Source organism: Halobellus inordinatus, assembly GCF_024498335.1.
Taxonomy (GTDB): Archaea; Halobacteriota; Halobacteria; order Halobacteriales; family Haloferacaceae; genus Haloquadratum; species Haloquadratum inordinatus.
Genome location: NZ_CP101825.1, coordinates 306,126 through 329,659, shown reverse-complemented (window position 1 = coordinate 329,659; position 23,534 = coordinate 306,126). Strand labels below are relative to the sequence as shown.

General features: G+C 65.5%; 23 protein-coding genes and 2 tRNA genes. 13 read left to right on the top strand and 12 right to left on the bottom strand.

What is annotated here, in order from left to right; translation table 11 throughout:
- Positions 1-61 precede the first annotated feature (61 nt).
- The 3 genes from NO362_RS01645 (at position 62) to NO362_RS01635 (ending at position 2,577) form a co-directional block, all read left to right on the top strand.
- Positions 62-772: a DUF120 domain-containing protein gene (locus NO362_RS01645; protein ID WP_121568484.1), complete on the top strand. Its 711-nt coding sequence runs from the start codon at positions 62-64 to the stop codon at positions 770-772.
- Positions 769-1,494, top strand: coding sequence for a 3,4-dihydroxy-2-butanone-4-phosphate synthase (gene ribB / locus NO362_RS01640; protein WP_256545878.1), 726 nt, complete (start codon positions 769-771; stop codon positions 1,492-1,494). Before NO362_RS01645 ends, ribB begins: the two co-directional genes overlap by 4 nt.
- 153 nt (positions 1,495-1,647) lie before the next feature.
- Positions 1,648-2,577: a branched-chain amino acid transaminase gene (locus tag NO362_RS01635; protein WP_121568482.1), complete on the top strand. Its 930-nt coding sequence runs from the start codon at positions 1,648-1,650 to the stop codon at positions 2,575-2,577.
- Positions 2,578-2,803: 226 nt separating this feature from the next.
- Here NO362_RS01635 and NO362_RS01630 read toward each other — a convergent pair whose 3' ends face one another.
- On the bottom strand, positions 2,804-3,391 hold the full coding sequence (locus tag NO362_RS01630; protein ID WP_121568481.1) for a DUF502 domain-containing protein: 588 nt from the start codon (positions 3,389-3,391) through the stop codon (positions 2,804-2,806).
- Between the two features lie 134 nt (positions 3,392-3,525).
- Between NO362_RS01630 and NO362_RS01625 the strand changes: the two genes are divergently transcribed.
- The 6 genes from NO362_RS01625 to NO362_RS01600 all read left to right on the top strand — a co-directional run bounded on the left by NO362_RS01625 (position 3,526) and on the right by NO362_RS01600 (position 9,091).
- Positions 3,526-4,068, top strand: coding sequence for a CDP-2,3-bis-(O-geranylgeranyl)-sn-glycerol synthase (locus NO362_RS01625; RefSeq protein WP_256545877.1), 543 nt, complete (start codon positions 3,526-3,528; stop codon positions 4,066-4,068).
- Between the two features lie 247 nt (positions 4,069-4,315).
- Positions 4,316-4,846, top strand: a complete 531-nt coding sequence (gene pyrE / locus NO362_RS01620) for an orotate phosphoribosyltransferase (protein WP_256545876.1) — start codon at positions 4,316-4,318, stop codon at positions 4,844-4,846.
- 144 nt (positions 4,847-4,990) lie between these two features.
- Positions 4,991-5,710: a phosphoribosyltransferase family protein gene (locus NO362_RS01615; RefSeq protein WP_256545875.1), complete on the top strand. Its 720-nt coding sequence runs from the start codon at positions 4,991-4,993 to the stop codon at positions 5,708-5,710.
- A gap of 81 nt (positions 5,711-5,791) precedes the next feature.
- Positions 5,792-7,204: an NCS2 family permease gene (locus NO362_RS01610; protein WP_256545874.1), complete on the top strand. Its 1,413-nt coding sequence runs from the start codon at positions 5,792-5,794 to the stop codon at positions 7,202-7,204.
- 148 nt (positions 7,205-7,352) lie between these two features.
- On the top strand, positions 7,353-8,747 hold the full coding sequence (locus tag NO362_RS01605) for an aryl-sulfate sulfotransferase (RefSeq protein ID WP_256545873.1): 1,395 nt from the start codon (positions 7,353-7,355) through the stop codon (positions 8,745-8,747).
- 83 nt (positions 8,748-8,830) lie between these two features.
- Positions 8,831-9,091, top strand: coding sequence for a glutathione S-transferase N-terminal domain-containing protein (locus NO362_RS01600; protein WP_256545872.1), 261 nt, complete (start codon positions 8,831-8,833; stop codon positions 9,089-9,091).
- A 180-nt stretch (positions 9,092-9,271) separates the two neighbouring features.
- On the opposite strand, the gene NO362_RS01595 is transcribed toward NO362_RS01600, so the two are convergent.
- The gene (locus NO362_RS01595) at positions 9,272-10,249 is read right to left on the bottom strand and encodes a transcriptional regulator (RefSeq protein ID WP_121568474.1); all 978 of its coding nucleotides are present in this window, start codon (positions 10,247-10,249) and stop codon (positions 9,272-9,274) included.
- Positions 10,250-10,393: 144 nt separating this feature from the next.
- Between NO362_RS01595 and NO362_RS01590 the strand changes: the two genes are divergently transcribed.
- Positions 10,394-11,671 (top strand): tRNA(Ile)(2)-agmatinylcytidine synthase, encoded by a 1,278-nt coding sequence (locus NO362_RS01590; RefSeq protein WP_256545871.1) that lies wholly within the window; start codon positions 10,394-10,396, stop codon positions 11,669-11,671.
- A 117-nt stretch (positions 11,672-11,788) separates the two neighbouring features.
- Here the strand turns inward: NO362_RS01590 and NO362_RS01585 are convergent, their stop codons facing one another.
- Positions 11,789-12,241: a DUF7382 domain-containing protein gene (locus tag NO362_RS01585; RefSeq protein ID WP_256545870.1), complete on the bottom strand. Its 453-nt coding sequence runs from the start codon at positions 12,239-12,241 to the stop codon at positions 11,789-11,791.
- A gap of 75 nt (positions 12,242-12,316) precedes the next feature.
- On the opposite strand from NO362_RS01585, the gene NO362_RS01580 reads away from it, so the two are divergent.
- The 3 genes from NO362_RS01580 to NO362_RS01570 are packed head-to-tail and all read left to right on the top strand — an operon-like array spanning position 12,317 to position 14,260.
- Entirely contained in the window at positions 12,317-13,519 is a 1,203-nt protein-coding gene (locus NO362_RS01580; RefSeq protein WP_256545869.1) for an ATP-binding protein, read from the top strand.
- A 10-nt stretch (positions 13,520-13,529) separates the two neighbouring features.
- Positions 13,530-13,871: a fluoride efflux transporter FluC gene (locus tag NO362_RS01575; RefSeq protein ID WP_256545868.1), complete on the top strand. Its 342-nt coding sequence runs from the start codon at positions 13,530-13,532 to the stop codon at positions 13,869-13,871.
- On the top strand, positions 13,868-14,260 hold the full coding sequence (locus NO362_RS01570) for a fluoride efflux transporter FluC (protein WP_439331157.1): 393 nt from the start codon (positions 13,868-13,870) through the stop codon (positions 14,258-14,260). Before NO362_RS01575 ends, NO362_RS01570 begins: the two co-directional genes overlap by 4 nt.
- 70 nt (positions 14,261-14,330) lie before the next feature.
- On the opposite strand, the gene NO362_RS01565 is transcribed toward NO362_RS01570, so the two are convergent.
- The 9 genes from NO362_RS01565 to NO362_RS01525 all read right to left on the bottom strand — a co-directional run bounded on the left by NO362_RS01565 (position 14,331) and on the right by NO362_RS01525 (position 23,534).
- Positions 14,331-14,403 (bottom strand) — tRNA-Asp (locus NO362_RS01565).
- A 22-nt stretch (positions 14,404-14,425) separates the two neighbouring features.
- Positions 14,426-14,498 (bottom strand) — tRNA-Asp (locus NO362_RS01560).
- A 210-nt stretch (positions 14,499-14,708) separates the two neighbouring features.
- Positions 14,709-15,392, bottom strand: a complete 684-nt coding sequence (locus NO362_RS01555) for a V-type ATP synthase subunit D (protein ID WP_256545867.1) — start codon at positions 15,390-15,392, stop codon at positions 14,709-14,711.
- A 34-nt stretch (positions 15,393-15,426) separates the two neighbouring features.
- Positions 15,427-16,530 carry a Brp/Blh family beta-carotene 15,15'-dioxygenase gene (locus tag NO362_RS01550; protein WP_256545866.1) on the bottom strand — a complete coding sequence of 368 codons (1,104 nt, stop codon included), beginning with the start codon at positions 16,528-16,530 and terminating at the stop codon, positions 15,427-15,429.
- A 2-nt stretch (positions 16,531-16,532) separates the two neighbouring features.
- The gene (locus NO362_RS01545; protein WP_256545865.1) at positions 16,533-17,354 is read right to left on the bottom strand and encodes a lycopene cyclase domain-containing protein; all 822 of its coding nucleotides are present in this window, start codon (positions 17,352-17,354) and stop codon (positions 16,533-16,535) included.
- Between the two features lie 139 nt (positions 17,355-17,493).
- Positions 17,494-18,240: a bacteriorhodopsin gene (locus NO362_RS01540; protein ID WP_256545864.1), complete on the bottom strand. Its 747-nt coding sequence runs from the start codon at positions 18,238-18,240 to the stop codon at positions 17,494-17,496.
- Positions 18,241-18,453: 213 nt separating this feature from the next.
- Positions 18,454-20,175 (bottom strand): PAS domain-containing protein, encoded by a 1,722-nt coding sequence (locus NO362_RS01535; RefSeq protein ID WP_256545863.1) that lies wholly within the window; start codon positions 20,173-20,175, stop codon positions 18,454-18,456.
- Positions 20,176-20,353: 178 nt separating this feature from the next.
- Complete coding sequence (locus tag NO362_RS01530; protein ID WP_256288867.1) at positions 20,354-21,775, bottom strand: V-type ATP synthase subunit B; 1,422 nt, start codon at positions 21,773-21,775, stop codon at positions 20,354-20,356.
- A gap of 1 nt (position 21,776) precedes the next feature.
- Positions 21,777-23,534 (bottom strand): ATP synthase subunit A, encoded by a 1,758-nt coding sequence (locus NO362_RS01525; RefSeq protein WP_256545862.1) that lies wholly within the window; start codon positions 23,532-23,534, stop codon positions 21,777-21,779.

Here is a 23,534-nt window from a genome sequence, read left to right as displayed (position 1 = left end):
CACTTCTGTTATACATCCCATAGCCGTTATACTTAACAGGGCAGCATCCCAACTCCGGATAATGTCTGAATCGGCAGTCTCCGCCGTGGGAAACGACGAGTTGGCGGCGCTGAAATTCGTCGCCCTCGAAGGCGCGCTCTCCGGCCCGGTCAAAATCTCCTGTTCGAGCCTCGCCGAACGCCTCGACGCGTCGAGCCAGACCGCCTCGCGTCGGCTCCAGCGGCTCGAAACCGCCGGCCACGTCGAGCGCGACGTCGTCGCCGACGGTCAGTGGGTGTCGCTGACCGACTCCGGTGAGGCGGCGCTGCACCGAGAATACGCCCACTACCGGCGGATCTTCGAGGGCACTGACCCCTCGGCCGTCGAACTTGAAGGCACCGTCACGAGTGGAATGGGCGAAGGACGACACTACATCTCTCTGTCGGGCTATATGGAACAGTTCGAGGAGCGACTCGGCTACGAGCCGTTCCCCGGCACGCTCAACGTCGACCTCGACGAGGAGAGCATCCGTGCTCGCTCGGCGATGACGTCGCTTTCTGGCGTCCCCATCGACGGCTGGGAGGACGACGAACGGACGTTCGGGCCGGCGACGTGCTACGACGCGACCGTCGAGTACGACGACGAAGTCGCCGAGACGACGCACATCATCGTCCCCGAGCGCACGCACCACGACGAGACGCAACTGGAGATCATCGCGCCCGTCCGGCTTCGGGATGCGCTCGATCTCGACGACGGCGACGCGGTTTCCGTTCGCGTGGAGGCGGTTCGATGACGCGCACGCGTTCGGACGTCGCTGTCGACACGACCGGTGAGAGCGCCGTCGACCGCGCCATCGAGGCGTTCCGCGAGGGCCAGCCAGTGCTCGTCCACGACGCCGCCGACCGCGAGGGCGAGACGGACATCATCTACCCCGCAGGCGCGGTCGACGCCGACGACGTCGTCCGTCTTCGGAGCGACGCCGGGGGATTGATCTGCACTGCCGTCTCACATCCCGTCGCAGAGACTCTCGAACTGCCCTTCCTCGAAGACGAGTTCGACCACCCCGCGGCCGCGGACCACGACCTCGGCTACGACGACCGCTCGTCGTTCTCGCTGCCGGTGAACCACCGCGAGACGTTCACGGGCATCACCGACGACGACCGCGCACTCACGATCCGCGAACTCTCCTCGGCCGCCGAACAGGCAGCGGAGCCCGACAGCGACTACGACGCCTCGGAGTTCGCCGCCGAGTTCCGCACGCCGGGCCACGTGCACGTCCTCCGCGGCGCCCCGGGACTCCTCGACGACCGTCGCGGGCACACGGAACTCGGTCTCGCGCTCGCCGAGGCGGCTGACCGCCCGCCTGCGGTCGTCGTCTGCGAGATGCTCGACGCCGACTCCGGCGGCGCTCGAACGCCGACTGCCGCGCTCGAATACGCCCGTCAGAACGATCTCGTCTACGTCGAAGGCGCGGACATCATCGAGCGATTGGCCGACGAAATAAACCGCGTCTGAGCCGACGGTTCCGCGTTCCCACTTGGTGGTTGCTGCGCCGAGCGGTGGCTGTCGACTCCGTTTTCTTGCCCCCGCAGATCCACCGCACCGACGGCGTAATTCGCCGCAAACACTCCTGTAGGGTTTTATATCCCGGGGAGTAAATCACGGCATATGGGATTCGACGAGATGGACGTCGAGACGATTTGGCAGGACGGTTCGTTCGTCGACTGGGACGACGCGACGGTCCACGTTCTGACGCACGGTCTGCACTACGGATCCGGCGTGTTCGAGGGCGTCCGCTGTTACGACACCGAAAACGGGCCGGCGATCTTCCGCTGGGAAGAGCACCTCGATCGGTTCTACGAGTCGACGAAACCCTACGAGATGGACATTCCGTTCTCGCGGGAAGAACTCACGGAGGCGACGCTGGAACTGATTCGCCGTGAGGAACTGCGCTCCTGTTACATCCGCCCGGTCGCGTTCTACGGCTACGGCTCGCTCGGCGTCAGCCCGAAAGACAACCCGGTGAACGTCGCGATCGCGGCGTGGCCGTGGGGCGCCTACCTCGGCGAGGAAGCGCTCGAACAGGGCGTCGACGTGATGATCTCCTCGTGGCGCAAACACGCCTCCAGTCAGATTCCGACGAACGCGAAGACGACCGGCCTGTACGTCAATTCGCTTCTCGCGGGCGAGGAAGCCCGCCGCAACGGCTACACCGAAGCGATCGTCCTGAACAAGGAAGGCAACGTCGCGGAAGGCCCCGGCGAGAACATCTTCCTCGTCCGCGACGGTGAGATCTACACCCCCGGTCTCTCCGAGAGCATTCTCGACGGCATCACCCGAAACACGGTGATCGAACTCGCCCGCGAGCGCGGCTACACCGTCCACGACCAGGCGACCATCTCCCGCGGCGAACTCAACACCGCCGACGAGCTGTTCTTCAGCGGTACCGCCGCCGAGGTGACGCCGATTCGGAAGGTCGACAACGTCGTCATCGGCGACGGCTCGCGCGGCCCCGTGACCGAGGAACTCCAGCAGGCGTTCTTCGACCTCGTCGAGCGTCGCGACGACGCCCACGACGAGTGGTTCACGTACGTCTAAACCCACCTTTTTCGACCGGGGCCTCGCGCCGCCTTCGGCGGCGCTCGACCCCGGTCCAAAAACCTGGAGGGAAAAATGCCGCGAGGCTCGCGTTCGCTCGCCTCGCGGTACGACTTCTCGACTACCGCACAGCACCGTACCGCCCGACACCGCCCGACACCGCCCGACACCGCCCGGGACCGCACAGCACTGCACTGCACCGCCCGGCACCGCACTAGACCGACGCTCAGTCTTCTGACCGGGCGTCGATCTCGATCGGCGCGTCCCGCTCTTCCTCGCCGAATCCCGCGGACAACACCCGAGTCAGCGCCTCTTCGACGCGCTCGTCGGTTTCGGTGATATCCTCGGGATCGACCTCCATCACGAAGCCAGTCGTGATGTTCGGAGCGGTCGGCATAAACAGCACCACGCGGCCGTCGTCGGTCACCTTTCCAGTCTTGAATGCCGTCATCCGCATCCCCTGCCAGGGCTCGACTTTCACCGGCTTTTGGAGGTCCTCGGTCCCAGTCACGGCCGTTTCGACGGCTAACTTGGAGGCGTTGTAGAGCACGCGTATGAGCGGCACGCGATTCATCGCCGCATCAAGATACGTCTCGAACAGGCGGCCGACCGTCGTCCGCATCAGGTACCCCACCGACAGGACGAGCATAATGAAGACCACGACTGCGACGAGGAACCCGATGGGGTCGTCCAATCGTCGGATGACCGGGAGGTCGACGATCTTCGAGTAGAGGTAGTTGAGAACGAACAGAATGACGAGGATCGGCGTGAGAACGATCAAGCCGCTTGCGAAGTCGCGCCTCCAGGAGGACATCTATCTGCCAGTACGTCGCGCCGGAGAGTTAAAGGAACTGCTGTCGCTTCGGTCACAGAACCGCTGTTCTGCGGCGGCGCGTCGCGGTGGCCGAATCGGGGAGACTTTTGTCGTCGCCGTCGGACGCGACACGTATGCTCGTTGATCTCGTCGTCGTCGCTTTCTGGGCGATGCTCCCCGCCTACGTCCCGAACAACGCTGCCGTCCTCGCCGGCGGCGGCGCACCGATCGACGGCGGCCGAACGATGGGTGGCCGCCGCCTCCTCGGTGACGGCAAGACGTGGCGTGGGACGGCTATCGGCACGCTCGCGGGCGTCCTCCTCGCGCTCGGACTGAACGTCCTCGCGCCCGTCGTCGTCCGCGTGACCGGATTCGAGGTCCCGGCCTTCCCGCTCGCCGCCGCGTTCGGTCTCGCGTTCGGCGCGATGCTCGGCGACATCGCCGCCTCGTTTCTCAAGCGCCGGACGGGCCGCGAGCGCGGCGCGCCGTTCCCCGGTGTCGACCAACTGGACTTCGTCGCCGGCGCGCTCGCCTGTGCCGCCGTCCTCGACTTCGGCTGGTTCCAGACCACATTTACGCTCCCCGTGCTCGGAGTCGTGATCGTTCTCACGCCGGTCCTGCACGTCCTCACGAATGCCATCGCGTACGTGCTGGGGTTGAAAGACGAGCCCTACTAACCCACCTTTTTCCACGGTGGGTTTCCTCGCGGCGCGGAGCGCCGCTGCGGGAACCCACCGCGCAAAAACCTGGAGGGAAAAATGCCGCGAGGCTCGCATTCGCTCGCCTCGCGGTACGAACGCTTCGACTCCGCACCGCCTCCGCACTGCACCACCCGACTCCGCGCCGCCTCCGCCCTGCACTGCCTCTGACCGCATCGCCTCCGAATCGCCCCGTTTAAGCGCCTCGCCCGCCCTCTCACATCCAATGGCGAACGACGAACTCATCGCGGCGCTCCGCGACGCCGACGCCGTCCAGTTCGGAGAGTTCGAACTCTCCCACGGCGGCACCTCCGAGTACTACGTCGACAAGTATCTCTTCGAGACGGACCCCCGCTGCCTCCAGCTGATCGCCGAGGCGTTCGCGGACGAACTGTCCGGCGAAAAGCTCGCGGGTGTTGCGCTCGGCGCCGTCCCGCTCGTCTCCGTCACGAGCGTCGAGACCGACACGCCGTACGTCATCGTCCGCAAGAAGACCAAAGAGTACGGCACGGCCAACCGTATCGAGGGGCGCTTCTCCGAGGGCGAGGAAGTCGTCGTCCTCGAAGACATCGCGACCACCGGCAAGAGCGCACTCGACGCCGTCGAAGCACTCCGCGACGCCGGCGCGGTCGTCAACCGCGTCCTCGTCGTCGTCGACCGTCAGGAAGGTGCACGCGAACGACTCGCCGATGCCGACGTCGAACTCGACGCCCTCGTGACTGCGGCGGACCTCCTCGACGACGAGGACCGTTCGTAGCGCTTCTCGCGAACCTCGCGATTTCGGGCCGTTTTCAGCCCCGAGACCGGACGTTCTCTCTCGCCGTCTAATCCACGTTCGTGGTTTTTTCACGCTGTATCTGTATCGACATATTCATACTTACGCAACATCGCAGATCGAAGTATGAACAGAGCGGAGAAAGCGGCCCTCCAGTTGCAGGCGGTCGCCGTCCTTCGGATGCTGAAGGAGACCCGGACGTACGACGAACTCGCCGAACTCAGCGGACTCCCCGCCGGCGATCTCAATCGGTACGTCAACGGCCACGTCCTGCCGGGCGTAGAGCGCGCCCGCGAAGTCGTCGACGGGGTCGGCCGCGACGCCCTCGCGACGGAACTCCGCGCGCGCGTCGAGTTCGACGACGAGGGCTACGTCGACAACTCCGGTATCGTCTTCGACCAGTCGTTTCTCGATCTCGTTGCTCCGGTCGCCGCCAACGCGCTCGGCTTCGAGCGCCCGGACGTCGTCCTGACGGCGGCGACCGACGGCATCACGCTCGGCGCGGCGATGGCAGGGTACTTCGACGCCCGCGTCGCCTACGCGAAGAAGTCCAAAGAAACGGCCGTCGAGGACTTCATCGAGTCCCGTCAGCGCCTCGCTTCGGGCATCGAACTGACCTACTACCTCCCCGGCCGCGCGATCTCCCGCGGCGAGAACGTCCTCATCGTCGACGACCTCATCCGCTCGGGCGAAACCCAGGAACTTCTCCTCGACATCGCGAAACAGGCGAATGCGGACGTTACGGGCGTTTTCGCGCTCATTTCCGTCGGTGAGGAAGGCATCGACCGCGCCCGGGAACTCACCGACGCACCCGTCGGTGCGCTCTCGACGTTCGACGCCGAGTGATCTGCCGATACGGGCCTCACTGTGCCCGGCGTCGATGAAAACCCTTATCGACCGTATCGGGGTTATGCTCACACGTGCATTATGGGGCTCGCTGAAACACTCGGAAACTACTTCGATGTGCAAGAACACGGATCATCGGTCCGGACCGAACTCCTCGCCGGGCTGACGACGTTCCTGACGATGTCCTACATCGTCGTTGTCAACCCCTCGATCCTGACCGACCAGCCGAACATTCCCGGTGCCGACGGGATCTCGATCGCCGGCATCCCGCCGGGCGAGATCCAGTCGATGCTCGCCGTCGTCACGATCCTCGCGGCGGCGACGGCGACGTTCGTGATGGCCTTCTACGCCAACCGACCGTTCGCGCAGGCGCCGGGCCTCGGCCTGAACGCGTTCTTCGCGTTCACCGTCGTCAGCGCGCTCGGAATTCCGTGGCAGACCGCACTCGCGGCCGTCGTCGTCGAAGGGATCATCTTCATCATCCTGACGGCGATCGGCGCGCGCGAGTACGTGATCAAACTCTTCCCCGAACCCGTGAAGTTCGCCGTCGGGACGGGTATCGGGCTCTTCCTCGCTATCATCGGCCTGCAGGCGATGGGGATCGTCGTCGACGACACGGCGACGCTCGTCTCGATGGGATCGATCGCATCGAACCCCGTCGCGATCGTCTCCGTGTTCGGCCTCTTTCTGACGTTCGCGCTCTACGCCCGCAACGTTCCCGGATCGATCATCATCGGAATCGCCCTCACGTCCGTCCTCGGGTGGCTTCTCACCGCGTTCGGCCCCATCGCGGCTGACGCTGGCCTCGTCGCCGGCTCTACGTCCGTCTCCTACGACATCACTCCGCTGGCCGGCGCGTTCATCTCCGGCCTCAGCGACGTCGAGGCGTTCACCTTCGCGCTGGTCGTCTTCACCTTCTTCTTCGTCGACTTCTTCGACACCGCCGGCACGCTCGTCGGCGTCGGACAGGCCGGTAACTTCCTCGACGAGGACGGTGATCTCCCCGACATCGACAAGCCGCTGATGGCCGACGCGATCGGCACCACGGTCGGCGGAATGCTCGGGACCTCGACCGTGACGACCTACATCGAGTCCGCCTCGGGCGTCGAGGAGGGTGGCCGCACCGGCCTGACGGCGCTCACTGTCGCTGTACTGTTCCTCATCTCGCTCGCGCTCGTCCCGCTGGCGGCCGCGATTCCCCTGTATGCCTCCCACATCGCGCTCGTCGTGATCGGCGTCGTGATGCTCCGCAACGTCGTCGACATCGACTGGGACGACCTCACGCAGGCGATCCCCGCCGGAATGACGATCCTCGTGATGCCGTTCGCGTACTCGATCGCCTACGGTATCGCCGCCGGGATCGTCTCGTACCCGGTGATCAAGTTCGCGGCCGGCGAAGGCGACGACGTCCGTCTGGGCCACTGGGCACTCGCGGGCGCGTTCGTCGTCTACTTCGTCGTCCGCACCGGCGGCATTCTCGCCGCGCAGGTGTAACCGACCGCTCGCTCGCGCTTTTGGCCTTCTGACTCACCCTCGCTTTTCGCCTTCCGACTCACTCCCGCGCTCCTCGCCGTCTGACTCTCACCCCCGCGACTGCCGTCGGACCGCAAGAGATTCATTATTCACTGTCGCAATCGAGTACGTGACGCTCTCCCCGCGCTCCCGAGCGAACGCAGTGCGGCTCATCGCGCTGCTGCTCGTCGTCTCTCTCCTCGCACCGGCCGGTGTGTCGGCGCTGACGTACGACCCCTCGACAGACACGAGCCTCGAACCGGGCACGATCACGAGTCCCGCGAACGGATCGACCGTCATCAGCGTCCAGGGCTACACCTTCCAGGGCAATACGAATCCCAAAAAGCCCGCGCGACTCCTCTCGGTCGGCCCGCGCGGTGACCTCCAGTGGACCCACAACGACTCTGTCGGCGGGAGCGCGTGGTTCTTCGACGTCGACCCGCTGCCGAACGGGAACCTCCTGGTCTCCTCGCCGCGGGCCGGCGATACGGTCGTCTTCGAGTTGAACCCCGAGACGCAAGAACGCGTCTGGCAGGAGCGGTTCAATATGACCGACACCCACGACGTCGCGTATCTCGGCGACGACCGCATCGCGATCGCGAATATGCGCGAGTGGAACGCGTCCGCCGAGGTCAGCGACGACCGCATCGTCATCTACAACCGCTCGACCGGCGAGTTCACCTGGGAGTGGTACTTCAAGAACCACTTCCCCGAGAGCACCGACGGCGGTTACAACGACGACTGGTCGCACGTCAACGACGTCGACCCCGTCGGTGAGGACCGCCTGCTGCTCTCGCCGCGGAACTTCGATCAGGCCATCGTCGTCGACATCGAATCTAAAGAGATCGTCGAGCGACTCGGCTCAGACGACGACTACGACGTGATGCGCGAGCAGCACAACCCTGACTGGCTCCTGAGCGAGAACGGCACGCCGACGATCCTCGTCGCCGACAGCGGTAACAACCGGGTCGTCGAGTACGCGAAGGAAGACGGCGAGTGGGTCCGGACCTGGGAGGTCGGCACGGGATCGCTCACCTGGCCGCGCGATGCGGACCGACTCCCCAACGGAAACACGCTCGTCACGGACACGCTCAACCACCGCGTGATGGAACTCACGCCCACGGGCGAAGTCGTCTGGGAGTACTACGCCACGTGGGGCCCCTACGACGCCGAGCGCATTGGCACCGGCCCCGAGTCGTCGGGGCCGACGATCCGTGATCTGAACGCCAGCGGTTCCTACGACATCACCGGCAGTGCGAACCTCACCGCCGGCGGAAACGAGAGCGTCGGCTTCGCCGGGCGGATTCGCGCGACGTTCGCCGGCACGGCCCTCGAAGGGCCGATGAACGAGTTCGCGACGCGCTGGGCACACGTGACGCCGTGGCTCCGCCCGGTCTGGATGTCCGGCTGGGACTTCGTCTGGGCGATCAGCGCGCTTCTCGTCGGCCTCGTGTGGGCCGGCGGAGAGTTGATCGCCGGCCGCCAACAGATCGTCGCCGGCATCCGGCGCCTCGCGGACCGATAGCGACGCGATAACACGGTACGGGAGTGCGCCCGCCGCGCAGTCCACCACGTGACTCTTTAGGTCGGATCGCGTACCGATCGTCGATGTCTGATCTCGTCCTGTACGAAGTCGGGGGCTGTCCCTTCTGTATCAGAGTCAGGAACAAACTGGAGGAACTCGATCTGGAGTACGAATCGGTGATGGTGCCGCGATCGCACGCCAACCGGACGGAAGTGAAAGAGATCAGCGGGCAGACGGGCGTTCCCGTGCTCGTCGACGAGGAACACGACGTCCACGGGATGCCGGAAAGCACCGATATTATCGCCTACCTGGAAGAAACGTACGGCGACGGCGCGAACCGATAGGGATTCTCGTAACTGTTCGGAGATTCTCGCCGTATCGTCCGGCGAGAAGTCTATGAGGACTTACGATAACCCCTATGAGCGTCGGGACCCGTCGGCGGCGGCTCGTCGTATTCGTCCTCGGTTACGGTCGCGCACTGATACGACTCAGAACACAGTCGGAAACAGCGCCCGCTCCCGTCGCTACGCTTCGGTCGGCTCTTGTGACCGCTCTCGGATGAGATCCCGGATGCGGTCGGGGTCGTCGATATCTGCTAACTCCTCACAGCTGACGAGCGCCGTGCCTTCGACGGCGTCGCGCTTCGAGCGATCTTCGGTGAAGTAGACCGAACGGGTCTGTGTGACCTCGCCGAGCGAGGACATAATCCGGGCTCGCTTCTCTGCGCTCCGTGTGAAGGCTGAGTGCCCGGTAAGCATCGGCATAAAGTCCCGTCGGCGTTCGTCGTCCTCGCTGACTGCCTTGAACGGTGCGCGGGCGGTCGGGTGAACGGTGAAGCCGGCGCGCGTCAGAACGTGTACCACGTGCTCGTCGTCGGATTCTGGGTCGGGATCGTCGGGTGTCGGCTCGGCGTCGCGAACGTCTTCCGCACCCTCCATCACCTCGACGGGGCTGGAAAACGGCTGATCGAACATCTCCTCTAACCGGATCGCAACCTCGATGCTCGCGTTCATCCCGTCTTCGTACTTCGAGACGGTGCGGCGCGAGACGCCGAGTTCCGTCGCCAACTGCCCGAGACTCCACCCGCGATCGCGGCGCTCGTCTGCCAGGAGGTCGCCGTCGATGTTGACGTAGAGGCCGCCCGGCGCGGCGTAGATGAGCGGCGGGACGCCCTCGATGAACAGTTCCATCGCCGTGTCGGGATTCAGGACCGGAACGCCGTGCCGGAAGTACACGACACCGGGCTTCAGATCCTCGTCGCGCGTTCGCAGTCCCACGACCATCGGGGTCGCGTTGAGATAGGTACCCAGCCGTCGCATCTCCTCACCGGTCGTTCCGTCGAACGCGTCGATGTTGCCTAGAATCTTCAGCAGCACCAGGTCCTCGCCTCGCCTCGCGGCGACGTCGAAGCTCTTCGGCCGGATCGCACAGCGCTCGCTGACGAGGAATCCGGCGTCCTCGAGCATCGCTGTGACGTTTCCGACTAGCGCGGACCGAGACATACCCGGTTGTACGCGATTCAGCGCATATATGCGTTGTGCCGTCGAGGCCGCCTGCGTCCACTGGTTCTCGGGCTGTCGCTGCGACTGGACCTCCCGAAGCCGTGAGCGAAAGCCGTTAGACTCCGCGTCGACTACGCCACTCCGATGACTATCGTCGGCCTCGACGACACCGACTCCCGCGAGCGCGGGATGTGCACGACGTACCTCGCCGCGCGACTCGCCGAGGCCGTCGTCGACGCCGGGGGCCGCGTCGACCGCAAACTGTTGATCCGGCTCAATCCGGCGGTCGAGCACAAGACCCGTGGAAACGCCGCGCTCGCGCTTCACGTCGATCTCGAACCCGAACACGCGCTCGATCTCGCTACCGCCGAACTCGAACCGCTTGCGGAGACTGCGGATCCGCGGACGAGCCCCGGCGTGGTCGTCGCCGACGACGATCCGAGCGACGTTCCCGAGGCGGTGTCGACGTTCACGCGACGCGCAATCCGTGACTTTCTGGAGCCCGCCGACGCACTTCGGGTCGCGGATGACGCCGGATACGTCCACCGCGGCTGGGCGGGGGGCCGCGGCCGCATCGGCGCGCTCGCGGCCGTCGGCGCGTGGGCCGCACTCGAGGAGTGGACCTACGAGCACATCTCCTACCGCGCGTTCGACCGGTGTGGCACTCCCCGAGAAGTCAACACGGAGTCCGTCTTCGATGCTGCAGCGAAATTCCACCCGCAGGCGTGGGACACGGTCGACCGCGAGGAGGACGAACCGGTCTGCGTCCCGAACGCGCCCGGGCCGATCCTCTATGGGATTCGCGGCGACGATCCCGACGCCGTCAGCGACCTCGCAGCCCGTATCGACAGTGAGTCAATCGAACGGTCGGCGACGTTTCTGACGAACCAGGGAACCGATGTCCATCTCCGCGAGGGGACGCTCGGTGAACTGCGCGACGGGCGCGCCTATCGCGTCGACGGGACCGTCGCCTCCGACCCGGAGACGCGTCGTGGGGGCCACGTGTTCTTCGACCTCGAAGCACGCGGCGACGCCGACGATTCGGTCGACTGCGTCGCGTTCGAACCCACGAAGCGGTTTCGGGACCGCGTGCGGGCGCTTCGCTCCGGTGACGAGGTCACCGTCTGTGGCGAGGTGAGCGACGGGACGATCAAACTGGAGAAGTTCGCCGTCCGATCACTCCGGCGCACCGTGGAGACGACGCCGACGTGCGGCGAGTGCGGACGGTCGATGGAGAGCGCCGGCCGGAACCAGGGGTACCGGTGTCGCGACTGCGGTACCTCGCGGTCTGGTCCGGAAACCGTCTCGGTCGACCGCGACCTCGATGTCGGGTGGTACGAGGTCCCACCCTGTGCCCGTCGACACATCGCTAAGCCGCTCGTTCGTGGCGGCTTCGACGCGCCGACGCACCCCGAGCGGTGATACTGTCGGACAGCAGTTCGTGAACTGTGTTGACACCCACGGGGTGCCGATAATTTTCACAGAGTTCTGTCCGACAGTATGAACGGCTGGCGCTGGCCGACGCCAACGTCGCCCGCGCTACTCCTCGACGACGAGAATCTCCGTGTTCGCGCGGCGGTCCACGAACTGGCTCCCCGACGGAGGTTTCACGTCGACGACGAGCGTCCCCGTCTCCTGATTCGTCCGGGTGTCGGCCTCGATGGTGACGGTCGCGACGCCATCGGCATCTGAGCTGGCAGTCACCACGCTGTCGATCTCGGCGCTGCCGTCTTTCACGATCACCGTCGCACCTTCGACCCCGTCGCCGTCGTCGTCGACGACGGTCAGCGAGAGTTCTTGCTCGCCCGGCTGGACGACGTCGGGTGAGGGTTTGACGTCGAGTTCGGAGACGGCGAGTCCCTGCACGCCGGACAACATATTCAGCATCACGCTCATCGTCGCGACCCCCACAACGAGCGCGATGACGAGTCTGATCGGCAGTCCTTCGATCGCACGGTCGTCGGCGGCGAAGCGGCGGAGTTCGTCGAACATACCGGCCGTGGTCCCGTCTCAGTATATAAACAGTCGGCCGTGCGTTTATATCACATCCCGAGGGTACTCCCGCTGATGCACACCGAAGTTCTCGGTCGTCGAGACGAGTGCGGCCGAACGGCTTCCGACGGTCCCGCCGGCCGCCTCGGGTCCCACCGCGCCCGCGACGGTAGCCGCGGCGCACCCGTCGGGATCGATCTCGACCGGCCGCACGCCGCGCTCGTCGTCGGCAAGCGGGGTTACGGTAAGTCCTACACGCTCGGCGTCCTGGCGGAAGAAGCAGCCAGAGCGCGCGGCGTCGCCCCCGTCGTCGTCGACCCGATGGGCGTCTTTCGCGGCTTGGCCGACGACGCGAACGGGACGCCCGTCCCCGCTCGGATCGTCGACGAGCCGACGATCCGCGCAGACGCGATTCCGCCGGCGCGGTGGCCGCAACTCGTCGGGAGCGACCCCGACCAGCTGGTCGGCGCGCTCGTCTGGCACGCCGCATCGACGGCCGCGACGCTCTCTGAGATGCGTGCTGTCGTCGACGCGGCCGACGCAACGGCAGACATTCGCCGCGCGGCCGGCAACCGTCTCCGGCGTGCCGATTCGTGGGGTGTCTTCGATCCCGCGGGACTCGACGCACACGCACTCGCCGGCGGCGAGGCGACGATTCTGGACTGTTCCGACCTCGACGACGCGCCTTCGAACGCGGTCGTCGCCGGCGTCGCAGCGGCGCTCTACGACGCCCGTCTCGGGCGTGGTGCTGCGGGTGTGGCGGGTGCCGAGCCGCCGGCGGTCGAACGTCTCCCCTGGCTCTTCGTCGACGAAGCACACGTCTTCTTCGAGGGCGTCGCCGGTGCATCGCTCCGGGCGATCCTCACTCGCGGCCGCGCACCGGGCGTCTCGCTCGTCGCCGCGACACAGCGCCCGAGCGCGCTCCCGGCCGTCGCCGTCTCCCAGTCGGACCTCCGTATCGTCCATCGGTTGACGGCCGGGCCGGACGTCCGCGCGCTCGCGGCCGCGGATCCTGCCTACGTCGATACGGACGTCACAGACGCGATGCCGACGGCTCCCGGGGAAGCGCTCGTCGTCGACGACACCGCGGAAGCGACTCGCACGGTCGCGGTCCGCGAACGCGACACGCCGCACGGCGGGGCGAGTCCGCGCGCGTCGGCGGTTGCAGCGGCGTCGCCCACATCGGCTGCCGCATCTTACGCCGACAGTGCGGAGGCGACCGACACGGGAACGGCTGACCCAGACGCGACCGAAACCGACGAGTACACTCGCGTGTGATCCACGCTCGATGGCCGACAGGCTCGTCCCCGTGCTCGTCGCGCTTGGCGGATTCCTCGGAGCGACGTCACGCTATCTCGTCGGCACGGCCGTGCCGGGGCTACGCGGGACATTCGTCGTGAACGTCCTCGGAAGTTTCGTCCTCGCGCTCTCGATCGGTGTCGTCCGGTCGAGTCGCCTCCGCTTCTTCCTCGCGACGGGATTGCTCTCCTCGTTCACGACGTACAGCACCTTCGCCGTCGAGACGATGTCGCTCGGCCCGACCTGGGGCCTCGCGAACGTCGGGGCCAACTACGCGTTCGGCTTTCTCGCCGCATTCCTCGGACTCGCCGCAGGGAGGCGGTTCGCGTGACTATCTCCCTCGGTGTCGTTCTCGCGATACTCGCCGGTCTCGACGGCGTTCCCCTGTCGATTCTCGTCGGAGTCGGGGGAGCGGTCGGCGCACTCGGCCGGTACGCAGTCGACGTCGCACTCGGCGGCGGCCGTCGGAGTACCTTCGCCGTCAACGTCCTCGGGAGCGCCGCGCTCGGGGCGCTCGTCACCTCGTCACCGCACGCGACGACTCTCGCTGTCGCTGGGACGGGATTCTGCGGCGCGTTCACGACGTTCTCCTCGTTCGCCGTCAACGTGGTCGAGGCCGCCTCGAAGGAAAATTGGCGGCTCGCGGCTGTCGACGCTGTTGGGACACTCGCGTCGGCGCTCCTCGGCGTGGCTCTCGGGACTGCTCTTGTGGGAGTATAGATAGATAGATCGTCTCGCCGCCATCGGCTCACGAGAAAAAGCACCTGCTACGACGTTGAAATCGAAAAAGCGCCCGAGGCGGGATTTGAACCCGCGTCACGACCGTGACAGGGTCGTATGATGGGCCACTACACCACCCGGGCACACATCGGAGCAAAGCACAAGCGCCCGAGGCGGGATTTGAACCCGCGTCACGACCGTGACAGGGTCGTATGATGGGCCACTACACCACCCGGGCTTGCTCCACTTCTTCGTTGCCCGGTAGTCTAATTAAGACTTATCATCTGATGGCGGCGTGGGAGAGGTCACCGCGCGGCCGACGATGCGGGGAAACTCCTGGACAGAGCCCAGGCTCCGGCGAGAGTAGCGGCCGGACGAAAGACAGCAAAGCGAGCGAAGAGCGATAACCGAAGACGCGCGGTTCCGTCGTTCGATTGGCGGGGGTGCCTCAGTCGTCGGCCGGGGTCGCTGCGGCCGCTTCCTCGGCCTCTTTCTCGGCTTTCTCTTCTTTTTCTTTCTTGTTCTTGATCTTCTTCAGACGGAAGATCTCCTCGCGCTCTTGCTCTTCGAGCTTCTGCTCGATGTACTCTTTGTTCTCGTTGAGTTCGGGGAGCAGCTTGAACTCCAAGGCGTTGACGCGGCGTTTCGTCGTCTCGATCTCTTTGAGCATCTTCTTCATCGCCGTCTCGACCTCCGCGGCGAGGATGATCGTCTCGAGCAGTTCCTCGTAGGCGTCTGCGGCCTCGTCGATCCGCGCCGAGGAGCCGAGGAGCCCGTAGCCGCGCTGGTCGAGGCTCTTTTTCACGCGCGAGGACTCGATCTGCGGGACGACGACGCCCATAATGTTCTTCGACTGCGTGGTGATCTCCGGATGCTCTTTGAGCGCCGCGGCGGCACCGCGCACGGCGACGTCGCCTTCCATCGCTCGCGCCATATTGATCTTCTCTTGGGCCGTCTCGTAGTTCTGGTTCAGCTCGGAGCGGACGTCCTGTGCTTGGTCCAGAATGTCCATAAACTCCATAATGAGGCCGTCTCGCTTCTGTTCGAGCGTGTCGTGGCCCCGCTCGGACAGTTGGATCCGATCCTCGATCGCCATCAAGTTCTTGCGTGTCGGTTTGACGTCTTCGGCCATTGCCTGCCAGTTGTGAACCGAGCCTGTTAACCTTTTACTGTTCGCGGACGAGGCCGGCCAGGCCGGCGTTCTCGGTGCGGTCCATCCACGTCACGATCACTACGTGGGGAAGCGTCAACACGGCGATGAAGACGAGGTACAGCGCGGCCAACGTCTGCAGGTCGGTCTGGACGCGTCCAACGAGTGCGACGCCGACGAGCAGTCCGACGGAGACCACCGTCAGCGGCAGCGCGTCGCGGCCCGTCCGCAAGAGCGCAGGGACGGCTCCGCGATCGGCGAACGCCCGCCTGGCGCTCGGGTCGACGCCGACGAGACGGGCGATGTGTCGCAGCGAGTGCCACACACAGAAGTACACGCCGATCGCGAGGATCGGCGGAACGACGAGGAAGTACACCCACAGCAGCCCCGTCTCGGCGGCGTCGAGCCGCCATCCGTCACCGGGACTGCGCCGATACCCAGCGAGGAGCGTCCCGACCGTCAGCGCCGCGAACGCCGCACCGACGCTGAGGCGCACGTCGGGCGCGACCAGCCACGACGCGTCGAGGCTGCCGCCGAACAGCGCCACCCAGGCGTCGACGACGTCTCGGTATCGCTCCGGGAATCGGAGTAGCGGCACGAGCATCGGCAGTCCCCCGCGCACGAGAAGCGTGCCGGTGCGTACCGCTCGACTGTCGAGATGTGACCCGCCGAGCGCCTCGAGCGCGTAGAGATCGCCTTGGCCCCAGTGGACCCAGGTCATCCCGATGAAAAACGCGGCTGATGCTATCGGTGAGAGGAGCCACAGCACCGCGTACGCCCCGCCGAGGAGTAGATACACGAGTCCGACGATCAGGAGCCAGCGAACCGACGGTTGCTCCCCGGCCGCCCGGGCGGGTGCCAGGTGGTCGACTGCGCCGTGCGGCAACCCGAACACGAGGAGGCTCACCGCCAGTGGGGCGTACCGCGCCCACGGCGGCAGCGTCGTCGCCGCCCCTACGAGCGCCGCACCGCCCCCGAGAATCGCGACCCCGGCAGTGAGCAACCACGCCGGACGGCCGCCGATCGTGCGCATCAGCGATTGTGTCACGTCGTCCTCGCTCTCGACGGCGCTCTCGTCGATCCGCCGCGTCTCGCCGTCGTGAGCCGTCGAGCCAGCCATCGTTATCGGGCCGTTTCCGCGCCGGCGCGGAGGCGATCGTACCAGTGCCGCGCCGTCGCGGCCGTGCCGTCCGCCCACCGCTGCATCACGAGCCGATACAGGACGAGTCCCTGCACGACGAAGAGGTTCGTCACGAGGAAGAACATCGCTTCCTCGACGGGCAGCCCCGCGATGGAGAGCCCAGTCGTGTACTGCTTCGAGAGGATCCAGATGCCGTACTCGATGGCGATCCTGTCGGCGACGCAGAGATACAGTGTCGGGAGCACCGTTCCGAGAGCGACGGTGCGCCGGCGCGCCCACAACTGCGGTGCGCCGACGACCCATTGCAACGCCAACACCGGGGCCGCCCACGCGAGCGTCGCACCGAGGTAGAACGTCGCGTCGGTGCCGAGCAACTGCCAGCCCCCGAGACCGATGGCGACCGCGAGTCCGAACGCGACGAGGCGGCTCCTGATCGGATGCGACGCCGACGGCCACGCCGTCGAAAACGACAGGTGTGACAGCCACAGCGCAGTCAGCCAGGGTTGGACGACGATGAAGAGATACTCCTCCAGCGGCGCGTAACCGATCGTCAGGACGGTCGTCTCGGCGCCGTACCACCAGACCCCACGCGCGATGAGGTAGTTGTCCCACGGCGTCGTGTACACGAGCGCAACGACGGTGATGATGGCTACCCCCGCCCAGTAGTTGCGCCAACTACTGCTGTCCCACGAGGCGACACCGCTGATCCGTGATCGGCTCACGAAGCCGGTCGCAGACAGCAGCATTACTGCTGGCAGTAAAAACGCGAAGTGGAATTGGAGGTACGTGAACTGAAACGTCATCTGTAATCTCGTCTCGTTGGCGGCCGTCTGCGTCGTCTCGGCGCCGGCGACTCACGCGCCGGCGTACGGTCCAGACTGTGAACGCGGGGTGGGCGGGGTACGCGTTCGGTGCTGCGTTCGAATCTCCGGTGTTCGTCGATTAGTCTGCCGGTTCGGCGCTCGACGCTCGCGCCCCGGCAGCGTCGAGTACCTCACGGCTCGACAGCAGGATGATCCCGAATCCGACCTTTGCGACCAGGTCCAGGACCATAAATCCGGCCGTCTCGATGTTGAGCGACACGAGCTGTAGGCCTTCCGTGCCGACGATCCACCAGACGGGGTAGACCAGCCAGACGACGACGATCAGCGTACGGAGCGTGCTGAACGTCGACGCGGCGTCGCCGGTGAGTTTGCTCGCTTTCTCGTCGAGGGAGCCGTACAGCATGTACAGCAGCACCAGCAGGAAGCCGGTGGAGATCCCCCACCAGATCAGTCGACGTGCGCCCTCGCTGAGGAAGCCGGGACCGGCGGACAGCGTCGCGACGACGCCCGTTCCGATCATCAGCATATCCAGTCCGACCAGCGAGGAGAGCTCGTTCCTGTTCGCCCCGACGAGCAGCCCGAGGTCGATGAGCAAAAGCGGTGTCGTGAAGAACCAGTCAGTGTACCGGGCCCAGTAGATCGGCAGTTCCTCGCCGCCGACCTCCACTATCGTCAACCCGAATCCCAACGCCATCGCAAGATAGTTTACAAATGCGATGGCGGTGATGAATATCGTGACGATATAGAACTCCTGTCTCCGTCTGTCTGTTTCTCCCCAGCCCCTGGCGATGAAGTACAGCATCCCCAGGAACATCCCGAGCGTTCCGAGCCAGAGCCATATCGATTCACTACCTGGTTGTGGCATATTGCGTCCCAAAGTTTGCAGGTAAATGATATAAGCAACGTTCCCAACTAGTTGGGCTTCGATTAGACGGCACGGGCCTCCGTACACAACTGTTGACAGTTATCGGGGAGATCACACGGCTGCAACGCTGTTGTGTCTCTCGGGGACTGGACGTGTAGAAGTTGCTGACTCCGTCGTGCCCCAATGCGTTTCGGTGCGTCTCGCGGCGGTGCGTCAGTCGAACAGCGCGGCCGCGACCTTTCGCTGCGCCGCTCGCAGATGCTGGTGGAACGTCGATCGGCAGACGCCCATCGACTCGGCGATCTCCTCGCCGCTGGTGTCGTGGGGCCACTCGAAGTAGCCGGCCGTGTAGGCCCGAAGGAACGCGGCGTGCTGTCGATCTGTCAATTCCGATTCCAGCTCGGCGACGAACCCCTGGCTCGTGTCGTCACGCGTCTCGCGACGACAGTAACTGATCACCTCTGCGCTTTCGAAGCGCTCCATCGCGGCTGCAGCCAACGACTGGGCGAGCGCTTCCCGGCCCACTTCGACCGTCACACGAGCGATCCCGGGCTCGATCACGGCTGCACGGAGTTCGCCGCTGTGCGCTGTGAGCAGTTCCTGCAGCGTCGGATCGGTCACCGTGAGTTCGATCACGGGTCCACAGGTGGTCTCGGCGAGCACCGTATCGACCTCGATGTCGTCGCGTTCTGCGGCCGCGCCGTGCACTGCCTCCCCGTCGAGTTGTGCCGTCGGCTCGGCCACCTCGAACAGCATCGTCGGCCGGTCTTTGTCGCCGACGCTGCCGGCGTACTGCAGTTGACTCTGCAGATCGGTGGCGAACCCGGCCAACGGGTGGTCACCGAGTGCGAGCCGCAGTTCGACGGTCTCCTGCGTCTGGAGCGTCCGCTGGGTCTCGTGTGCGTTGATCCCGGTTGCGAGGGTTCGCCCCAGTGCCGCCAGAATGGCCCGCTCGTGGTCGTCGAATCCGTCGTTTCGAACGTACACGCAAACGACGCCGTACGTCGCCTCCCCGTAGTGCAACGGCACGGCGGCGACCGACGTCAACGCCGCTTCGGTGTCCCCGCCGAGAGATTCGATGCGGACGTGGCGTTCGGCGAGCGCGCCGGCCACGGCCCGTTCGACCGGGTTGCGCGATTCGCCCCCGTCGCTGACGTCGCCGTCACCCCCGCCCATCGCGGCCACGTCGCCGACGACGAATCGACTGCCTTGGGGGACGTCCGTTTCTCCGACTACCTCGTCGGGCTCGACCGCTTCGATCGCGGGATCGTACGCTCCGAACCACGCGCCGGCGTAGACTTCTCCGATCGCCTGGACGGCTTCACGCTGCAGGTCACTCCGTGACTGTGACTGGGTTACTGCGTCTGTGACCTCTGCGACGATGCCATCGAGCCGTTCGAGGAGATGCTTTTGTGCGGTGCGTTCCCGTTCGATCCGTTCGGCCCGATCCGCAGCAGCCTGCTCGGCGCGTTTTCGGCGCGTGACGTCCTGTTGGAATCCGACGTAGTAGGCGACCTCGCCCGTCTCGTCGTACAGTGGCGCGATCGTCACCTCGTTCCAGAACAGCTCGCCGCCTTTCCGGTAGTTCCGAAGCACGACGGTGGTGGCCTGCCCGTCTTCGATGGCTGCTCGCATCTGTGCGACGGGTTTCGCACGCGTCGCCTCTCCCTGCAGAAACCGGCAGTTTCGCCCGACCGCGTACTCCGGTGCGTAGCCGGTGATCCGCTCGAACGCGGCGTTCGCGTACACGAGCGGCATATCCGGCTTCGTCGCGTCGGCGATGGTGATTCCCACCGGGGCTTCGTCCATCGTGCGCGTCTTCAGCGACTCGTCGACGGCGTCGGTACTCGCAGACATCGTCCGCGAGTCGGTTTCGGGCCGCTCCCGTGCCACACCCGACCGCACCCGCACGTCCGCCTCCGACCGCTGTGTCATAGGCTAGCTAGCGAGCGATGCAGTAAAACGTGTGTGGCCGATTCGGGGACGCGAGCGAGCCCACCCGAGCACCCCTCGTGGGGGTTCTCGTGGGGGCCGAGAGCAGTCACTCGCGGGAGTGTGAGTGCTCGGAGCGAACGCAGCGCCGCAAAGAAAGTCGAAAAATCGCCGCCCGCGATCAGTCGGCGGTCGCTTCCGCTTCGGTCTCGCCGCCGGCGTCTTCGCGGTAGTACTCCTCGATGAAGTCCTCGTCGACCCGGTTGAGTTCCTCTTTCGGCAGCATCGAGAGGAGGTCCCACCCGATCTCGAGGGTCTCTTCGAGTTCGCGGTTGGTCTCGAAGCCCTGGTCGATGAACTCCTCCTCGAAGCGGTCGGCGAAGTCGAGGTACTTGTTGTCTCGCTCTGAGAGCGCCTCGCGACCGACGATGTTCACGAGGTCGCGCAGGTCCTCACCCTCGGCGTACGCGGCGTACATCTGGTCGGAGACGTCGCCGTGGTCCGCGCGGGTGAGGCCCTCGCCGATACCGTCGTCCATCAGCCGCGAGAGGCTGGGCAGGACGTTCACCGGAGGCTGGAGCCCCTGACTGTTGAGGTCGGGGTCGACGTAGATCTGCCCCTCGGTGATGTACCCGGTCAGGTCCGGAATCGGGTGCGTGTCGTCGTCGCCGGGCATCGTGAGGATCGGAATCTGGGTGACCGACCCCTCACGACCCTCGATCCGGCCGGCGCGCTCGTAGAGCTGCGCCAGGTCGGTGTACATATATCCGGGGTAGCCACGGCGGCCCGGGACCTCTTCACGAGCCGCGCCGATCTCACGGAGCGCCTCGCAGTAGTTGGTCATGTCGGTGAGGATGACGAGGACGTGGTAGTCCTTCTCGAAGGCGAGGTACTCGGCGGTGGTGAGGACCATCCGCGGGGTGACCGTCCGCTCGACGGCGGGGTCGTCCGCGAGGTTCATGAAGACGACAGAGCGTTCGAGTGCGCCCGTACGCTCGAAGTCCTCCATGAACTCGTTGGCCTCTTCCTGGGTGATACCCATCGCGCCGAAGATGACGGCGAACTCGGAGCCTTCTCCTTCGCCTTCCTCTTCTTCGGGCACGCTCGCCTGACGAGCGATCTGCATCGCCAGTTCGCTGTGGGGCTGGCCCGAACTGGAGAAGATCGGGAGCTTCTGCCCGCGGACGAGCGTGTTCATCCCGTCGATTGCGGAGACGCCCGTCTCGATGAACTCCTCGGGGTACTCCCGGGAGTAGGGGTTGATCGCCGCGCCGACGATGTCCTGTCGCTCGTCGGGGACGATGTCGGGGCCGCCGTCGATCGGGCGGCCGGATCCGTCGAGAACCCGTCCGAGCAGATCCTCGGTGACGGGCATCTTCATCGTCTCGCCGAGGAAGCGAACCGATGCGTGCTGGTCGATACCACTGGTGCCCTCGAAGACCTGGATGGCGACGACGCCGTCCGAGGATTCGAGCACCTGACCGCGCAGCGTCTCGCCCTGGGCCGTTTCGATCTCGACGATCTCGTCGTAACCGATGGCTTCGTCGACCTCGGCGTACACCAGCGGACCGCTGATCTCGGTGATGGTTTGGTACTCTTTCATGTTAGTAGAGGCTCCGGAGCTGTTCGGTGATCTCCGATTTGAGCTCGTCGACGTACTCTTCGTAGTCTTCCTGGACGCCGATCCGGTTGATGTTCGGGGCGGCGTCGATGTCGATGATCTCGTCGACCGGGACGCCGGCTTCCAGCGCGTCGAACGCCTCGTCGTTGAACGTCTGGATCGTCGTCAGCATCAGGTACGTCTTCTCCGGCGGACAGTAGGTGTCGACCGGGTGGAAGGCGTTCTGCTGGAGGTACGCCTCACGCAGGTAGCGAGCGACCTCGAGGGTCAGCTGCTGATCCTCCGGCAGCGCGTCCTTCCCGACGAGCTGTACGATCTCTTGCAGTTCGGTCTCCTCGTCGAGGACGTCGACCGCCCACTGGCGCTTCTCTGGCCAGTCGTCGGCGACTTCGTCCTGGAACCAGGGGTCGAGCTGATCTTTGTACAGCGAGTACGACTCGTTCCAGTTGATCGAGGGGAAGTGCCGACGCTCGGCGAGGTCTGCGTCCAGCGCCCAGAACGTCTTCACGATACGCAGGGTGTTCTGCGTGACCGGCTCGGAGAAGTCGCCGCCGGGCGGCGAGACCGCACCGATCGCAGAGACCGATCCCTCGGTCCCGTTGACGTTCTCGAAGTAGCCGGCGCGCTCGTAGAACTGCGAGAGGCGCGCGGCCAGGTACGCGGGGTACCCTTCCTCGCCGGGCATCTCCTCGAGACGCGAGGAGATCTCACGCATCGCCTCGGCCCACCGCGAGGTGGAGTCGGCCATCAGCGCGACGTCGTAGCCCATGTCGCGGTAGAACTCCGCGATGGTGATCCCCGTGTACACGCAGGATTCACGCGCGGCGACGGGCATGTTCGAGGTGTTCGCGATGAGCGACGTCCGGGCCATAAGCGGGTTCCCGGTCGAGGGGTCTTCCAGCTCGGGGAAGTCGTCGATGACTTCGGTCATCTCGTTCCCGCGCTCGCCACAGCCGACGTAGATGATGATGTCGGCGTCGGCGTACTTCGCGAGCTGGTGCTGGGTGACCGTCTTCCCGGAGCCGAACGGCCCCGGAATCGCGGCCGTTCCGCCCTTCGCGATCGGGAACAGGCCGTCGAGGATGCGCTGTCCAGAGACGAGCGGCGTTCGCGGGGTCTTCTTCTCGACGGTGGGGCGGGCCTCACGGACCGGCCACTCCTGTCGCATCTGGACCTCTTCGCCGTTGTCGAGTTCGACGACCGTCTCGTCGACGGTGAACGACCCGGACTCGACGGCGACGACTTCGCCACCCTCGTAGTCCGGCGGGACCATCACCTTGTGGTCGATGGTGATCGTCTCCTCGACGATGCCGACCACGTCACCGGTCTCGACGACGTCGCCTTCCTCTACTTCGGGCTCGAACTCCCACTCTTTGTCGAGTTCGATCCCCGGCGCGTCGACGCCGCGGTCGAGGTAAGGACTTCCCATCTTGTCTTCGAGGACGTCCAGCGGACGCTGGACGCCGTCGTAGATGGTGTCGAGAAGTCCCGGACCGAGGTCGACACTCAGGGGTTCGCCCGTGCTCTCGACTGGCTCGCCCGGACTGATGCCCGAGGTCTCTTCGTACACTTGAATCGTCGTCGTGTCGCCCTCGATCTCGATAACCTCGCCCATCAGACCCTCGTCGCCCACATAGACGACGTCGTTCATCCGGGCGTCGAGATCGCGGGCGGTCACGACGGGACCACTCACGCTCGAGATAATACCGTCTTCGCGGACGGTTTGTGCTGTCTGGCTCAT

Excerpts from the sequence above, each read along its gene's own strand:
- NO362_RS01645 (WP_121568484.1), top strand. The coding sequence starts at position 62 with ATGTCTGAATCGGCAGTCTCCGCCGTGGGAAACGACGAGTTGGCGGCG.
- ribB (WP_256545878.1), top strand. The coding sequence starts at position 769 with ATGACGCGCACGCGTTCGGACGTCGCTGTCGACACGACCGGTGAGAGC.
- NO362_RS01635 (WP_121568482.1), top strand. The coding sequence starts at position 1,648 with ATGGGATTCGACGAGATGGACGTCGAGACGATTTGGCAGGACGGTTCG.
- NO362_RS01630 (WP_121568481.1), bottom strand. The coding sequence starts at position 3,391 with ATGTCCTCCTGGAGGCGCGACTTCGCAAGCGGCTTGATCGTTCTCACG.
- NO362_RS01625 (WP_256545877.1), top strand. The coding sequence starts at position 3,526 with ATGCTCGTTGATCTCGTCGTCGTCGCTTTCTGGGCGATGCTCCCCGCC.
- pyrE (WP_256545876.1), top strand. The coding sequence starts at position 4,316 with ATGGCGAACGACGAACTCATCGCGGCGCTCCGCGACGCCGACGCCGTC.
- NO362_RS01615 (WP_256545875.1), top strand. The coding sequence starts at position 4,991 with ATGAACAGAGCGGAGAAAGCGGCCCTCCAGTTGCAGGCGGTCGCCGTC.
- NO362_RS01610 (WP_256545874.1), top strand. The coding sequence starts at position 5,792 with ATGGGGCTCGCTGAAACACTCGGAAACTACTTCGATGTGCAAGAACAC.
- NO362_RS01600 (WP_256545872.1), top strand. The coding sequence starts at position 8,831 with ATGTCTGATCTCGTCCTGTACGAAGTCGGGGGCTGTCCCTTCTGTATC.
- NO362_RS01595 (WP_121568474.1), bottom strand. The coding sequence starts at position 10,249 with ATGTCTCGGTCCGCGCTAGTCGGAAACGTCACAGCGATGCTCGAGGAC.
- NO362_RS01590 (WP_256545871.1), top strand. The coding sequence starts at position 10,394 with ATGACTATCGTCGGCCTCGACGACACCGACTCCCGCGAGCGCGGGATG.
- NO362_RS01585 (WP_256545870.1), bottom strand. The coding sequence starts at position 12,241 with ATGTTCGACGAACTCCGCCGCTTCGCCGCCGACGACCGTGCGATCGAA.
- NO362_RS01580 (WP_256545869.1), top strand. The coding sequence starts at position 12,317 with ATGCACACCGAAGTTCTCGGTCGTCGAGACGAGTGCGGCCGAACGGCT.
- NO362_RS01575 (WP_256545868.1), top strand. The coding sequence starts at position 13,530 with ATGGCCGACAGGCTCGTCCCCGTGCTCGTCGCGCTTGGCGGATTCCTC.
- NO362_RS01555 (WP_256545867.1), bottom strand. The coding sequence starts at position 15,392 with ATGGCCGAAGACGTCAAACCGACACGCAAGAACTTGATGGCGATCGAG.
- NO362_RS01550 (WP_256545866.1), bottom strand. The coding sequence starts at position 16,530 with ATGGCTGGCTCGACGGCTCACGACGGCGAGACGCGGCGGATCGACGAG.
- NO362_RS01545 (WP_256545865.1), bottom strand. The coding sequence starts at position 17,354 with ATGACGTTTCAGTTCACGTACCTCCAATTCCACTTCGCGTTTTTACTG.
- NO362_RS01540 (WP_256545864.1), bottom strand. The coding sequence starts at position 18,240 with ATGCCACAACCAGGTAGTGAATCGATATGGCTCTGGCTCGGAACGCTC.
- NO362_RS01535 (WP_256545863.1), bottom strand. The coding sequence starts at position 20,175 with ATGACACAGCGGTCGGAGGCGGACGTGCGGGTGCGGTCGGGTGTGGCA.
- NO362_RS01530 (WP_256288867.1), bottom strand. The coding sequence starts at position 21,775 with ATGAAAGAGTACCAAACCATCACCGAGATCAGCGGTCCGCTGGTGTAC.
- NO362_RS01525 (WP_256545862.1), bottom strand. The coding sequence starts at position 23,534 with ATGAGCCAGACAGCACAAACCGTCCGCGAAGACGGTATTATCTCGAGC.